Origin of the sequence: Azospirillum humicireducens, from assembly GCF_001639105.2 — a bacterium.
GTDB lineage: Bacteria > Pseudomonadota > Alphaproteobacteria > Azospirillales > Azospirillaceae > Azospirillum > Azospirillum humicireducens.
The window spans coordinates 500299-514190 of the sequence record NZ_CP028906.1 but is presented as its reverse complement, the minus strand read 5'-3'; the positions used below and the strand labels follow the sequence as shown (position 1 = coordinate 514190).

The 13892-nt window shown below is 65.3% G+C and carries 12 protein-coding genes and 2 pseudogenes; 3 read left to right on the top strand and 11 right to left on the bottom strand.

Annotated elements, in window-relative coordinates:
• Window position 1 precedes the first annotated feature (1 nt).
• Together A6A40_RS31890 and A6A40_RS26805 are read left to right on the top strand one after the other, a co-directional pair.
• A partial coding sequence (locus A6A40_RS31890; protein ID WP_236784066.1) for an EAL domain-containing protein occupies window positions 2–266 on the top strand: 265 nt, incomplete at its 5' end.
• A 270-nt stretch (window positions 267–536) separates the two neighbouring features.
• Window positions 537–2045, top strand: coding sequence for an acetyl-CoA hydrolase/transferase family protein (locus tag A6A40_RS26805; RefSeq protein ID WP_108548863.1), 1509 nt, complete (start codon window positions 537–539; stop codon window positions 2043–2045).
• Between the two features lie 61 nt (window positions 2046–2106).
• On the opposite strand, the gene A6A40_RS26800 is transcribed toward A6A40_RS26805, so the two are convergent.
• Complete coding sequence (locus A6A40_RS26800; protein WP_108548862.1) at window positions 2107–2292, bottom strand: hypothetical protein; 186 nt, start codon at window positions 2290–2292, stop codon at window positions 2107–2109.
• A 330-nt stretch (window positions 2293–2622) separates the two neighbouring features.
• On the opposite strand from A6A40_RS26800, the gene A6A40_RS30600 reads away from it, so the two are divergent.
• Window positions 2623–3723: a hypothetical protein gene (locus tag A6A40_RS30600; RefSeq protein ID WP_146191653.1), complete on the top strand. Its 1101-nt coding sequence runs from the start codon at window positions 2623–2625 to the stop codon at window positions 3721–3723.
• Window positions 3724–3852: 129 nt separating this feature from the next.
• On the opposite strand, the gene A6A40_RS31885 is transcribed toward A6A40_RS30600, so the two are convergent.
• From A6A40_RS31885 to A6A40_RS31865, 10 genes and pseudogenes are all read right to left on the bottom strand, one after another.
• Complete coding sequence (locus tag A6A40_RS31885; RefSeq protein WP_335645212.1) at window positions 3853–4800, bottom strand: ATP-binding response regulator; 948 nt, start codon at window positions 4798–4800, stop codon at window positions 3853–3855.
• Between the two features lie 59 nt (window positions 4801–4859).
• Window positions 4860–5639 (bottom strand): PAS-domain containing protein (locus A6A40_RS31880; protein ID WP_236784065.1); only part of this gene is annotated, 780 nt, incomplete at its 3' end.
• 3 nt (window positions 5640–5642) lie between these two features.
• On the bottom strand, window positions 5643–6941 hold the full coding sequence (gene nosP / locus A6A40_RS26785) for a nitric oxide-sensing protein NosP (protein ID WP_236784064.1): 1299 nt from the start codon (window positions 6939–6941) through the stop codon (window positions 5643–5645).
• Between the two features lie 15 nt (window positions 6942–6956).
• Window positions 6957–7334: a DUF779 domain-containing protein gene (locus A6A40_RS26780; protein WP_108548859.1), complete on the bottom strand. Its 378-nt coding sequence runs from the start codon at window positions 7332–7334 to the stop codon at window positions 6957–6959.
• A 92-nt stretch (window positions 7335–7426) separates the two neighbouring features.
• Window positions 7427–8947 carry an aldehyde dehydrogenase gene (gene adh / locus A6A40_RS26775; RefSeq protein WP_108548858.1) on the bottom strand — a complete coding sequence of 507 codons (1521 nt, stop codon included), beginning with the start codon at window positions 8945–8947 and terminating at the stop codon, window positions 7427–7429.
• A 170-nt stretch (window positions 8948–9117) separates the two neighbouring features.
• Window positions 9118–10119 (bottom strand): formate dehydrogenase subunit gamma, encoded by a 1002-nt coding sequence (locus tag A6A40_RS26770; RefSeq protein WP_108548857.1) that lies wholly within the window; start codon window positions 10117–10119, stop codon window positions 9118–9120.
• A 65-nt stretch (window positions 10120–10184) separates the two neighbouring features.
• Window positions 10185–11357 (bottom strand): aldehyde dehydrogenase family protein (locus tag A6A40_RS32365; RefSeq protein WP_335645208.1); only part of this gene is annotated, 1173 nt, incomplete at its 3' end.
• A 64-nt stretch (window positions 11358–11421) separates the two neighbouring features.
• Window positions 11422–11728, bottom strand: a pseudogene (locus tag A6A40_RS31870) (molybdopterin dinucleotide binding domain-containing protein); the annotation flags it as partial.
• 1 nt (window position 11729) lies between these two features.
• Window positions 11730–13594, bottom strand: a pseudogene (locus A6A40_RS26755) (molybdopterin-dependent oxidoreductase); the annotation flags it as partial.
• A 1-nt stretch (window position 13595) separates the two neighbouring features.
• Window positions 13596–13877, bottom strand: a 282-nt coding sequence (locus A6A40_RS31865) for a twin-arginine translocation signal domain-containing protein (RefSeq protein WP_236784063.1), incomplete at its 3' end; no start/stop codon positions are given.
• Window positions 13878–13892 lie beyond the last annotated feature (15 nt).

The window sequence follows — 13892 nt, the reverse complement described above, 5'->3', positions numbered from 1 at the left end:
NTGTGCTGAAGATCGACCGCAGCTTCGTCAACGACCTGCCGCACGCTCCCGACATCGCCTCCACCGTCATCGCCCTGGCCCAGAAGCTGCTGCTGTCCACCGTGGCGGAGGGGGTCGAGACCGCCGAACAGCGGCACTGGCTGGCCGAGGCGGGATGCAACTGCCTGCAGGGCTTTCTGATCTCGCGCCCGCTGTCGGCCGATGCCGCCGAGGCGATGGTGATGACGGCCTTCGCCCGCAACGAGGCATTGCCCCTGACGGCGTGAAGAAAGCAGAGACCAAGTAACCCCTTAGAATCCTGAAAAATGGAATTCAATTTCATTTATCGGATTCCTTTCTCTTCAAATTTCCGTCCGCATCCCGCACAAAGTTGCCGATATTCGCCCACCCATTCACATCAGGATGACCTGATATTCCGGACGAACAATTGCCGCACCGGACAGCACCTCCTTATGAGTATTTTCAAACAAGAAATATGACCGCATGGGAACGGATCGTTCTCCATTCGCAAAAAGCACTCATAAAAGGAACGCCCGATGTACCGAGATCGCATCCGCCTGAAGTCGCTGTGGGGCAAGGTGGTGCCGGCGGAAGAGGCCGCCTTCCTCATCAAGGACGGCATGACCGTGGGCATGAGCGGCTTCACCCGCGCCGGCGACGCCAAGGCGGTGCCGCTGGCGCTGGCCGAGCGCGCCGCATCCGAAAAGCTGAAGATCACGCTGATGACCGGCGCCTCGCTGGGCAACGACGTGGACCGCATCCTGACCGAGGCCGGAGTTCTGTCCCGCCGCCTGCCCTTCCAGGCCGATCCGGTGCTGCGCAAGGCGATCAACCGCGGCGAGGTGATGTTCGTCGACCAGCATCTGTCGGAGACGGTGGAACTGCTGCGCTCGCGCCAGATGGGGCCGGTCGACATCGCGGTGATCGAGGCCTGCGCCATCACCGAGAACGGCGGGATCGTGCCGACCACCTCCATCGGCAATTCGGCGACCTTCGCCATCCTGGCCGAGAAGATCATCATCGAGCTGAACCTGACCCAGCCGCTTGATCTGGAGGGGATGCACGACGTCTACATCCCGACGCGCCGCCCCTTCCGCGAGCCGATCCCGGTGGTGACGGCGGAAAGCCGCGCCGGCCTGCCCTATATCCCGATCGACCCGTCGCGGATCGCGGCCATCGTGGTGACGCGCAAGCAGGACAGCTCCGCCAGCATCCTGCCGCCGGACGACGAAACCAACGCCATCGCCGGCCACCTGATCGAGTTCCTGGGCCGGGAGGTGAAGCAGGGCCGGATGGGGCGCTCGCTGGCGCCGCTGCAGGCCGGCATCGGCACCATCGCCAACGCCGTGCTGCATGGGTTGATCGACGGGCCGTTCCACGACCTGACCATGTACAGCGAGGTGCTGCAGGACAGCACCTTCGAGCTTTTCGACGCCGGCAAGCTGACCTTCGCGTCGGGATCCTCGATCACGCTCAGCGCCGGCAAATATGCCGAGGTGCTGCCGAAGATCGGCTCCTACAAGGGCCGGCTGCTGCTGCGGCCGCAGGAGATCTCCAACCATCCGGAGGTGATCAGGCGGCTGGGCGTCATCGGCATCAACACGGCGCTGGAGTGCGACATCTACGGCAACGTCAACTCCACCCATGTCAACGGCACGCAGATGATGAACGGCATCGGCGGTTCCGGCGACTTCGCCCGCAACAGCCATCTCGCCATCTTCGTCACCAAGTCGCTGGCAAAGGGCGGCGCCATCTCCAGCGTCGTGCCGATGGTCAGCCATGTCGACCACAACGAACATGACGTGGACGTCCTGGTGACGGAGGTCGGTCTGGCCGACCTGCGCGGGCTGGCACCGCGCGAGCGGGCGGAGACCATCATCCGCAACTGCGTCCATCCCAGCTACCGCGAACTGGCGGCAGACTATCATCGCCGGGCGCTTCAGCGCGGCGGCCACACCCCGCATTTGCTGGAGGAGGCCTTCGCCTGGCACACCCGTTTCCAGCAGACCGGCAGCATGATGCCGAAGCCTCTGGCCGCCGAATAGAGCCTCTCAAAAACGGGCGGGCCGCGGAAATCCGCGGCCCGTTCCCGTTACCCATATGCCGTCATACGTGCTGCCCGCCATTGCGCTCCAAATAGAGAAGCAGGGCGGGATAGTAGTGTTTGCGGCCAACCGAAATCTTTTCGCAGAAGCGCTTGGCAGCTCCGCTCTTGAACCACTCATCGAGTTGGCCATTTTCGCGCTTTTCCGCAACCGCCTTGTCGATGGCGTCCAAAATCTTGTGAATCACCTCAGGCCTCGTCTTATGAAGATCGGAGCGGCGTCTTCGTCGCTCTCACAATCTTATATGCGCTCAGATGGTGGTGATCGGCCCTGCATTCTGGGAATGGCAGCGTGCTGCAATGCACAAAACCGCCGGGGGAGTGTTGAATGACCGGCCGTCGTCAGCCTCGGTCGCCCCAACAGCCACGGGATGTGTAGGTTTCGAACCAACTGATGTATTTCGACCAGAATTTTGAATCGTCTTTCCCTAAACGAGAATTTTGTTATGCTGGATACGCCGTTTTCGCGAGCCCGCTGCTCTTCTTCACTCATTTGCCTGCCAAGCCAGGAGACCGTCATGTCTCTCAACACGAACCGCCTGTTTTCCACCGTTTCTTCCGCTCAGGCCGAAATCTGGAAGCCGGTTAGATCGGGCAGCGGCTCAGGCAAAAGTTCCGTCGCAACCGCCTTTTCAGCACCGTCGGCGCAAGAGGCAGACAGTGTGGATGTCAGTCCGCTCGGCAAAGCACTGACCGGCGTTGCCGCCAAGGTCTTTGAGAAGTTGGATGGCAAGGCGCGCGGCATGCTGGAAAATTATGTCAAGGCCGGCATCATGACGGCTGAGGAAGTTGTCGGTGGTCTGAGGGCCATCGGTAAAGAAGCTGTACAAAGCCGATATATGACCAAGTTATCCGATGAGAACGGCGGGCCAGCGGCATCGGCCAGCGATATAAGAGAGGATCTCTATAACAAGCAGATGAAGTTTATGAGCGGCGCGGCCGATCTCATGAAGACTCTGGAGAAATCCGGCATAGAGGACTCCAGTGAGGCGGCTTCAAAAGGAAAAGAAACCTTTGAATCTCTGGGAAAATATGAACAGGAATTCATAAAAGAAAATGGCGATTTTGAAGAGATAGATTACAGCCAAGATCAAAGTTATATTGCGATATCCGCCCGCGACCTTAAAGAATCGAATTTGTTTTCAGATGAAGGGGATGGTCAATTTTTCTCGAAATCCGACACCGCATCCTTAAGCAAATTGATTGACCTCGGCTTTGATACGTCGGTCTATACGAGCGCCGCGAAAGCCGCTGTCAGTGAAATAGACCTCAGCGGGATACAGCGGTCCTCTTACGCCAATGCCGCGACGACTGCGGCCAACGCAATTCCATCGACAAATGAAAGGCAGGCCTCGTCGCAATCGTCTACATCGCAGACCGAGGTTGGATCGGCCGGACTGGCTGCTCCCGCAATGAAAACTCCGGAAAATGACGCGATGCTTGCGTTGTTGAAAGCCACGGCCGAGAACACCCCTGACCGACAGCGGGCGCCGGGCGTTCAGCCACGTCCTATGGTATCTGGTACCGGCGGCAATGATGCCGTTCTGGCGGCCTTGACCCAAGCGCTGAAAACCGGCGACACACCAGCCGGCTCAGGACGAACCGACACCATTGTTTGAACGGTCTCCGCCGACATCTGCTTGAAGAGACCGAGCGCCTTGTCACGCAACGCAAAGGGGTCGGTCATGCAACTGCCGGATGGGTAAGGCGTTACCGGTAAATCATTGGCCCGGTTCTCCAGCCCCGCGCTACCCCACCAATCCCGACATCACCGCGCGCAGCTGCGCCGGCTTCACCGGCTTGTTCAGCACCAGACAGCCCGCCGCCTTGGCCTCGTCCGCCAGTTCCGGGGTGCGGTTGGCGGTGACGATCACCGCGGGCAGGATGCGGCCGCAGGCGGCGCGCAGCCGCGCCACCTCGTTGACGCCCAGCGCCCCGTCGTCGAGGTGATAGTCGGCGATCAGCAAATCCGGCGGCTGCGGCATGCCGGACAGCAGGGCCAGCGCCTCGTCGCCATTGGTGGCCGACACCACGTCGCAGGCCCAGCCGCGCAGCAGCGCCTCCATCCCCGCCACCACCGCCGGCTCGTTGTCCAGCACCAGAACGGAGGTCCCGGCCAGCCGGTTGGTCATCGGCCTTGCGGCGACGCTGGCCGGGCGCACGGCGCGGCGCTCGGTGCCGCGCGGCACGGTGACGGCGAAGACGGAGCCTCGGCCCGGCTCCGACCGCACGGTGATGGGATGGTCCAGCATGCGGGCGACGCGGTCGACGATGGCGAGGCCAAGCCCCATGCCGCGATCCCTCCCCTTGGTGACGGGGGTGTCGAGCCGGCGGAATTCCTGGAAGATCTCGGTGATCTTGTCGCGCGGGATGCCGGGGCCGTTGTCCCACACCTCGATCCGGATGCTGCCGTCGCCGGTCCGGCGGCAGCCGACCACCACCCGGCCGCCCTGGACATAGCGCAGGGCATTGGACAGGAAATTCTGCACGATCCGGCGCAACAGCCGCATGTCGCTGCGCACCACCGCCCCCGACCCGACGACCTTCAGGTCGATGCCGCGTTCCGCCGCCACCGCGGCATATTCGGTGGCGAGCGGCGCCAGGATGCCGCGCAGCGGGAAGTCGGTGAGCTCCGGCGTGACCGCCCCGGCATCGAGCTTGGAGATGTCCAGCAGCGCCGACAGCAGATCCTCCACCGACGCCAAAGCCACGTCGATGTTCTCCACCAGCTCGACATTGGCGTCCGGCTGCTCCNCAGCAGGTCGTGGCTGGCGGCGGCGATGAAGCGGGTCTTCGACAAATTGGCCTGATCGGCCTGGGATTTGGCCTGCTGGAGCTGGTCGTTCAGCATCATCAGGGCGGATTTCTCCGCCTGTTCGGATTCGCGCCGCCGCTCCTCCTCATGCTTGATGACGGTGATGTCGGTATAGACGCCGACGATGCCGCCGTCGCGGGTGCGCCGCTCGTTCACCTGGATCCAGCGGCCGTCCGAAAGCCGATTGAGGAAGACGCCCTTCAGGTCGTGGCGATGCTCCATCCGCTCGCGCAGCCAGACGTCGGGCGGCGGCTCGCTGACCGCGCCGGCGGCGGCGACCATGGCGACCAGATCGTTGAAGCGGATGCCGGCCTGGATGCGCCCGGCCACCGACGGCCAGTAGGACAGGTATTTGCGGTTGCACAGCACCAGCCGGTCGGCAGAGTCGAACAGGGCGAATCCCTCGTTCACCGATTCGATCGCCTCGAACAGGCGGGTGCGCATGGTGTCCGCCAGTTCCTTGGCGCGGGCGAGGTCGCGGTTGCTGTCCTCCAGCTTGTGCAGGGCGCGTTCCAGCTCCAGCGTGCGTTCGCGGATCTTCTGTTCCAGCACGATGGCGGTCTGGAACAGCGAGAAGGCGCCGCCCTGGAAATCCATCGACCGCTCGACGCGGTCCATCAGCACCTTGTTGATGCGCTGGAGCTTGGCATTCTCGCGCTCCAGCTCAGCGATGCGGTCGGCGGGGTCGAGTGTCCAGCTGCGGGTTTGGATGCCGGCCATGGCTTAACGCCCTCCGATGGCGACGCCCGTGAAGGTCTGGTTGACGTGCATGCCGTTCACCTGTTCGCCATAGGCGCAGAAACCGACGACGCGGTGGCGGGCCAGCCGGTCGGACATGACGGCGTTCAGCTGCCGCTGCTCCATCTCCAGCCGGCGCAGGATGCAATCGCAGCCGAGGATCAGGTCGGGCGCACCGACCTCCGCCTCGATGCCCTCGATCAGCCCGTCGAAGTTGGCGACCGGATCGACCCCCTCCGCCACCGTCAGGACGATGCCCTCGTCGATGGCGCAGAAGAAGGTCAGGCTCTCGTCGTCGTTCACCTTCTGGATCGAGCGGACATGGTATTGGCCGCCGACCCGAACCACCACCGGATGGGAGGCGAAGATCATCGGCGTCAGCGGCTCCCCCTCCAGCCCGACCAGACGGGCATATTCGCGGCCAGCCGGCTCGGCATTGATCTCATGGACGATGCGGTGCTGCGGATCGGCGCCGGTGACCACCATCTTGCGGTCGGAGCTGACGAAATGCTGGGTGCGGAAGACGGTGAAGGGCCGCGTCGTGGTGAACAGCGTCACCACCGCGGCATTGGGATGGAAGGCGCCCTCATGCAGGACGAAGGTGCGCTCGAAATGCAGGTCGTCGCCGGCCGAGGCTCCGAACAGCGGGATGTCGATCAGCGCATTGTGCAGCGCACTGACCACCGTCTCCTCGCTCATCGACAGCCCGTCGATCAGCAGCATGGCGAAGCTGCGGGCGTCCTCGCCCAGCGGCACCGGCCGCGAGGCCAGCGCCCGGTCGCGCCGAGACAGCAGGGAACGCGCGATGGCCGTGCTGTCGGCGATCTCGAAACGGTCGACATGGTCGACCAGCGCAGTGACGATGCAGAAATCCTCACTCGGGAAGCCCACCGCCACCAGCGCGTTGGTGGTATAGCCGCCGGGACCGATCTCCCCCGCCGTGGTGCAGCCGATGACCGGAACCATGCCGAACTCCGCCGCCAGCGCATCGGCCAGGGCATGGCGGTCGTAACTGGGCGCACAGAAGACCACCACCAGCTCCAGCGCCGTCTCGCCCAGCCCGGCGCGCAGGTCACGCGCGGCGTCCTCCGGCCGTTCGGCATGGGTGACGGCGCGCGGCATGCCATCGCCGGACGCCGTTCTCACCGGACCTTCCGCGGAGTTCTCCCGTGCGGACATGCCTGCCCCCTGCACCTCCCGCTCCACCCGCGGAGGCGATCCGGCAAGGGTACTCCAGGGATGGCGGCGGGCAAGACCAATCCGCGGGCCGGTGAAGGACGACATGATGCAGGGCGGCTCCTAAACGGTCTCGGCCGGTTGGGGATCGGAAAGCCCGGCCAGTTCCTCGTCGGTGAACAGGCGGGCCCTGGCGGTGAAGCGCACCCCGTCCGGCGCCTCCAGCGAGAAGCCGCCGCCACGCGCATGGATAACATCCAATATGACCTGGCTGTTGCGCCACCATTGAAAAGTGTCGTCGGACATGCAGAAGGGCGCGCCGGCGACCGTGCCGAGTTGAAGGTCGCGCCCGCCCAGACGGAACTCCCCCAGCGGCAGGCAGAGCGGCGCCGACCCGTCGCAGCAGCCACCCGACAGATGCAGCATCAGCGGCCCGTGCTTGGCCGACAGGCGGTCGAGCAGGGCGACGGCTTCGGGAGTGGCGGTCACGCGGTCGGTCATGGCGGTCCTTTATCACGAAACCACGCGGGGAAAGAAAAAAGGCCGGGGGACGTGCCCCCGGCCCAGGTTTGCCCGATAGGGAGGAGCGGGGCTCAGAAGAAGCCGAGCGCTTTCGGGCTGTAGCTGACCAGCAGGCACTTGGTCTGCTGGTAGTGGTCGAGCATCATCTTGTGCGTCTCGCGGCCGATGCCGGACTTCTTGTAACCACCGAAGGCGGCATGCGCCGGGTACAGGTGGTAGCAGTTGGTCCACACGCGGCCGGCCTGGATGGCGCGGCCCATGCGGAAGTACCGACTGCCGTCACGGGTCCAGACACCGGCGCCCAGGCCGAACTCGCTGTCGTTGGCGATGGCCAGCGCCTCTTCCTCGGTCTCGAAGGTGGTCACGGCGACGACCGGACCGAAGATTTCCTCCTGGAAGATGCGCATCTTGTTGTGGCCTTCCAGGATGGTCGGCTGAACATAGTAGCCGCCCTCCAGCTCGCCGCCCAGATGGGCGCGCTCGCCGCCGAGCAGCACCTTGGCGCCCTCGGCCTTGCCGATCTCGATGTAGGAGAGGATCTTCTCCAGCTGCTCCTGCGAGGCCTGGGCGCCGATCATCGTGCCGCCGTCCAGCGGATGGCCCTGCGCGATCTTGGCGACGCGCTCGACCGCCAGCTTGATGAAGCGGTCGTAGATCGACTTCTGGATGAGGACGCGGCTCGGGCAGGTGCAGACCTCGCCCTGGTTCAGCGCGAACATCGCGAAGCCTTCCAGCGCCTTGTCCAGGAACTCGTCGTCTTCGGCCATCACGTCTTCGAAGAAGATGTTCGGCGACTTGCCGCCCAGCTCGACGGTCGACGGGATGATGTTTTCCGCGGCGTATTGCAGGATCAGACGGCCGGTCGAGGTCTCGCCGGTGAAGGCGATCTTGGCGATGCGCTTGTTGGTGGCGAGCGGCTTGCCGGCCTCGAGGCCGAAGCCGTTGACGATGTTCAGCACGCCGGGCGGCAGCAGATCGCCGATGATCTCGGCCAGCACCATGATCGCCATCGGGGTCTGCTCGGCCGGCTTCAGCACGATGCAGTTGCCGGCGGCCAGCGCCGGGGCCAGCTTCCAGGCCGCCATCAGCAGCGGGAAGTTCCAGGGAATGATCTGGCCGACGACGCCCAGCGGCTCATGGAAATGGTAGGCGTAGGTGTGGTGGTCGATCTCGCCGATCGAGCCTTCCTGGGCGCGGATGCAGCCGGCATAGTAACGGAAATGGTCGATGGCGAGCGGCACGTCGGCGGCGCGGGTCTCGCGGATCGGCTTGCCGTTGTCCAGCGTCTCGGCCAGCGCGATGACCTCCAGCCGCTCCTCCATGCGGTCGGCGATCTTCAGCAGGATGTTCGAGCGCTCGGTCGGCGAGGTGCGGCCCCAGGCGGTTCTGGCGGCGTGGGCGGCGTCGAGCGCCAGCTCGATGTCGGCGGCCTGGGAACGGGCGACCTCGCACAGCGGCTTGCCGGTGATCGGGGTCAGATTGGTGAAGTATTGGCCGTCCACCGGAGCAACCCACTGGCCGCCGATATAGTTGTCATAGCGGGGGCGGAGGGCGATCTGCTTCTGAAGCGTGTCGAGAGCCTGGTGGAGCATTTGGGCCGTTCCTCTCAGTGTGGTGAACCGGTCAGGTCTCCGGTCCAGCGCGTTTGTCTGCACCATTCAGCCACTCTGGGAGGTGGAGGGTAAATTGTACTATGGAAGGAGACGGTGCGGGGGTGTGATTGTTCGCTCATCACCCTATGCGGCTCCCCCCACCGGACCGCTCACTCCGCCGGCTGCCGTCCCTCGACATACCCCTTGCGCAGTTGCTCCTCGTACCAGCGGCGGTGATGCTCGATGGCCCAGGCCTCGTCGACATTGCCGCTGCCCATGGCGTCGAAGGCGCCTTCCATGCCGATGGTGCCGATATAGATGTGGCCGATCACCACCGCGATCAGCACGGCGGCCAGCAGCCCGTGGGCGACGTGCATGATCTGCATGCCGCCGATGCCGGAGACGGTGAAGGGCACCATCAGCAGATAGCCGGTGACGATCATGCCGGTCCCGCCCAGCACGATTCCCCAGAACACCCCCTTCTGTCCGGCGTTGAAGCGCCCGGCTTCCGGATGGTGGCCGCCGGCCTTGGAAAACAGGCCGCCGCCGGTCTTGATCCACTGCCAGTCCGATTTTTCGGGAATGTTGTCGCGCATCCACAACGCCACGATCATCAGCAGCCCGACGACGAAAGGCACGCTGACGAAGTTGTGGATCGACTTGGAAAACTCCGCCAGCGGCGTGAAGGCCTGATGGCCGATCAGCGGGATCAGCAGCGTCCGGCCGAAGGTCAGGATCGCGCCGGTCAGCGCCATCGCCAGGAAGCTGACCGCCGTCGTCCAATGGGCGAAGCGGTCCAGCCCGTTGAAGCGCAGGACCAGCCGTCCCGCCTTGCCGCCATGGATGCGGATGGTGCCGCGATAGAGGAAGAAGCCCGCCAGCACCGCCGTCATGCCGATGGCGAGCCCGCCGATGGCCAGCCGCAGCGTGTGGCTGCGCCATTCCCGCCACTCCCGCCCTTCCGGCTGGATCAGCACGGCCAGCCTCTCGTCGGGGATGCTGACGCGGCCGATCACCTTGCCGTCCTGCGGGACGTAGAGCGGCACCTGCTCCTTGGTGGTGGGCGAGTTGGGGCCGGGCACCTGGGTGAGCTGCGCTTGTGCGAAAGTCGGAGCGGCCAGACAGGAAACGGCCAGCAGGGCGATCAGAAGCAGGGCGTGCAGGGGGTGCATGGTGGTCTCCCAGTATGGTCCTTCATATGAGGGAGGCGCCGGTTGCCCCCTCCCTAACCCTCCCNCTCTCCCGCGGAGCGGGGAAGGGAGGGGGAGGGGGCAACCGCCGCGACGCTCACGCCCCTCCCGTCCCCGGCCCGCCGGGCGCGACGGGGGAGCCGCGGTCGTTGCGGCCGTAGGCGGTGGACCAGCCCGGCGCGCCGGAGCCATAGCCGCGGCGCAGCGAGCGTTCCTGGTAGATGTCGGCCAGCACGGCGCCGTCGCCGCCCATCAGCGCGCGGGTGGAGCACATCTCCGCACACAAGGGCAGCTTGCCTTCCGCCAAGCGGTTGGAGCCGTATTTCCGGTATTCCTCGGCGCTGTTGTCCTCCTCGGGGCCCCCGGCGCAGAAGGTGCATTTGTCCATCTTGCCGCGGCTGCCGAAATCGGTGGTGCGTGGGAATTGCGGTGCGCCGAACGGGCAGGCGTAGAAGCAGTAGCTGGGCGCCGATCATCGTGCCGCCGTCCAGCGGATGGCCCTGCGCGATCTTGGCGACGCGCTCGACCGCCAGCTTGATGAAGCGGTCGTAGATCGACTTCTGGATGAGGACGCGGCTCGGGCAGGTGCAGACCTCGCCCTGGTTCAGCGCGAACATCGCGAAGCCTTCCAGCGCCTTGTCCAGGAACTCGTCGTCTTCGGCCATCACGTCTTCGAAGAAGATGTTCGGCGACTTGCCGCCCAGCTCGACGGTCGACGGGATGATGTTTTCCGCGGCGTATTGCAGGATCAGACGGCCGGTCGAGGTCTCGCCGGTGAAGGCGATCTTGGCGATGCGCTTGTTGGTGGCGAGCGGCTTGCCGGCCTCGAGGCCGAAGCCGTTGACGATGTTCAGCACGCCGGGCGGCAGCAGATCGCCGATGATCTCGGCCAGCACCATGATCGCCATCGGGGTCTGCTCGGCCGGCTTCAGCACGATGCAGTTGCCGGCGGCCAGCGCCGGGGCCAGCTTCCAGGCCGCCATCAGCAGCGGGAAGTTCCAGGGAATGATCTGGCCGACGACGCCCAGCGGCTCATGGAAATGGTAGGCGTAGGTGTGGTGGTCGATCTCGCCGATCGAGCCTTCCTGGGCGCGGATGCAGCCGGCATAGTAACGGAAATGGTCGATGGCGAGCGGCACGTCGGCGGCGCGGGTCTCGCGGATCGGCTTGCCGTTGTCCAGCGTCTCGGCCAGCGCGATGACCTCCAGCCGCTCCTCCATGCGGTNGCATCGCACAGGAACTTCATCCGGGCCATGTTCTACCTGCTTCCCTGTCGCATTCCGCTCACGCCGGCTCGACCCGGCAGAGGGTGACCTTGGTTTCCTGCATGAAGGTGACGGGGTCGTAGCCGTAGGTCGTCACCCCGTTCACCGGTTCGCCCAGCACGATGGGGTCGGTGTCGGGCGGGTAGTTGCCGCGCAAGGATTCGCCCTGCCAGAAGCCGGAGAAGTGGAAGGGCATGAACACCGTGCCGCCGCCGACGCGGTCGGTCACCAGCGCCTTCACCTTGGCCTTGCCGCCATCCTCCGGCCCATGGACCCAGACCCAGGCGCCATCCCTGATGCCCAGCCGTTCGGCGTCCGCGCTGTTGNGCCCTGCAGCTCGGCCAGCCACGGGTTGGACCGGGTTTCCTCGCCGCCGCCCTCATATTCGACCAGCCGGCCGGAGGTCAGCACCATGGGGAAGCGCTGGCGCAGGTCGCTGTCGGCCACCTTGAACTGCAGCGAGCGGGCAAGCTGGACCAGCCGGAAGTCGCGCCGGTCCTCGATGGCCGGATAGGCCTTCACCAGATCGGGGCGCGGAGAATAGATCGGCTCGCGGTGGATCGGCACCGGGTCGGGCAGGTTCCAGGCGACGGCGCGCGCCTTGGCGTTGCCGTGCGGCACGCAGCCATGCTTCAGCGCGACGCGGATGATTCCCATCGACAGGTCGGTCTGCCAGCTGACGCTGTCCACCTCGTTGCCGCCGATGGCCTGGATGACGCGCATCTCCTCCGGCGTCAGATCCTTGTCCCAGCCCAGCTTCTTCAGTACGGCCATGGTGAATTCGGGATAGCCGTCCTCGATCTCCGACCCCTTCGAGAAGGAACCGTCGGCCAGCAGCGAGACGCCGTTGCGCTCCACCCCGAAGCGGGCGCGGAAGACGCCGCCGCCCTCCATGACGTGGCGGGAGGTGTCGTAGAGCACCGCCGATCCCGGATGCCGGATCTCCGGATGGCCCCAGCTGGGCCAGGGCAGGCCGTAATAGTCGCCGGCACAGGGACCGGAGGCAGCCCGCATGGTGATCTTGTCGAAGTCGGCCTGATGCTTCATGTGCATCTTCAGCCGTTCCGGCGACTGGCCGGTGGCGCCGATGGACAGGCAGCCGCGGTTCATCTCGCGCAGGATGTCCTCCGGCACCGGGCGCGTGTTCTCCACCGTGATGTGCTTGAACATCTCGTCGGCGAAGCCCAGCTTGCGGGCCAGCAGATACATGATGGTGTAGTCGTCCCTCGACTCGAAGATCGGCTCCACCACCTTCTCCCCCCACTGCATCGAGCGGTTGGAGCAGGTGCGCGACCCGTCGGTCTCGAACTGGGTGCAGGCCGGCAGGATGTAGGTGCCGTTGCGCCGCTCCTTGATGGCGGCGAAGGTGGTCGGATGCGGGTCGGCGACCACCAGCAGGCTCAACTTCTCCAGCCCCTTCACCATCTCCGGCATGCGGGTGACGGTGTTGCCGCCATGGCCGAAGCACATCATGGCTCGGAGCGGACTCGGCTGGTCGATGTCGCCCGGCTTGGCCAGCACCGCATCGAACCAGCGGGTGGTCGGGATGCCCTTGGCCTCCATCAGGTCCTTGGAGCCGAAACGACCCCTCAGATAATCGTACCCGACATCCCAGACGCGGGCGAAATGCTTCCAGGCCCCTTCGGCCAGCCCGTAATAGGCCGGCAGGGTGCTGACATCGAGGCCGAAGTCGGTGGCGCCCTGCACGTTGCAATGGCCGCGGTAGATGTTGGCGCCGCCGCCGGCGATCCCGATGTTGCCCAGCGCCAGCTGCAGGATCGACAGCGCGCGGACATTGGCGGTGCCCACCGTGTGCTGGGTCACTCCCATGCACCAGATCACGGTGCTGGGCTTGTTCTTCGCCAGCACTTCCGCCACCCGGCGCAGCTGGGATCCGGGAACGCCGGTCACCCGCTCCACCTCCTCAGGCGTCCATTTCCTCACCTCGGCGCGGATCTCGTCCATGCCGTAGACGCGCTGGCGGATATACTCCTTGTCCTCCCAGCCATTCTCGAAGATGTGCCACAGCAGGCCCCAGGCGATGGGAATGTCGGTGCCGGGGCGGATGCGGACATATTCGGTGGCGTGCGCCGCGGTGCGGGTAAAGCGCGGATCGATGACGATGAAGGGGGCGCGGTTGTGCTCCTTGCCGCGCAGCATGTGCTGCATCGACACCGGATGCGCCTCGGCCGNGCCGTTCTGCACCTCCGCGATCACGGTGCAGCCGACCGAGCAGTGGGTGCAGACGTTCTTGCGCGTCACCACCTCGATGTTCGGCAGGATCGGCCCGGCCTCCGCCTTGCGGATCATGGCGCCCGGCAGCGCACCGACGGCGGCGATGCCGCCGGCGGCAAGGCCGGACCGGCGCAGGAAACCGCGGCGGCTGACACCGTACTCCAGGCTCTCGGCCAGCGCGCCGACCAGACCGGAGCGTTTGCCGCGCGCGGCTTTCGCTGAGGAGCGTTTGACCAGCATTGGAACTCTCCCGGC

Coding starts and splice junctions, on each gene's coding strand:
- A6A40_RS30600 (WP_146191653.1), top strand. CDS start 2,623: ATGTCTCTCAACACGAACCGCCTGTTTTCCACCGTTTCTTCCGCTCAG.
- adh (WP_108548858.1), bottom strand. CDS start 8,947: ATGCTCCACCAGGCTCTCGACACGCTTCAGAAGCAGATCGCCCTCCGC.
- A6A40_RS26780 (WP_108548859.1), bottom strand. CDS start 7,334: ATGACCGACCGCGTGACCGCCACTCCCGAAGCCGTCGCCCTGCTCGAC.
- A6A40_RS26770 (WP_108548857.1), bottom strand. CDS start 10,119: ATGCACCCCCTGCACGCCCTGCTTCTGATCGCCCTGCTGGCCGTTTCC.
- A6A40_RS26805 (WP_108548863.1), top strand. CDS start 537: ATGTACCGAGATCGCATCCGCCTGAAGTCGCTGTGGGGCAAGGTGGTG.
- nosP (WP_236784064.1), bottom strand. CDS start 6,941: ATGTCGTCCTTCACCGGCCCGCGGATTGGTCTTGCCCGCCGCCATCCC.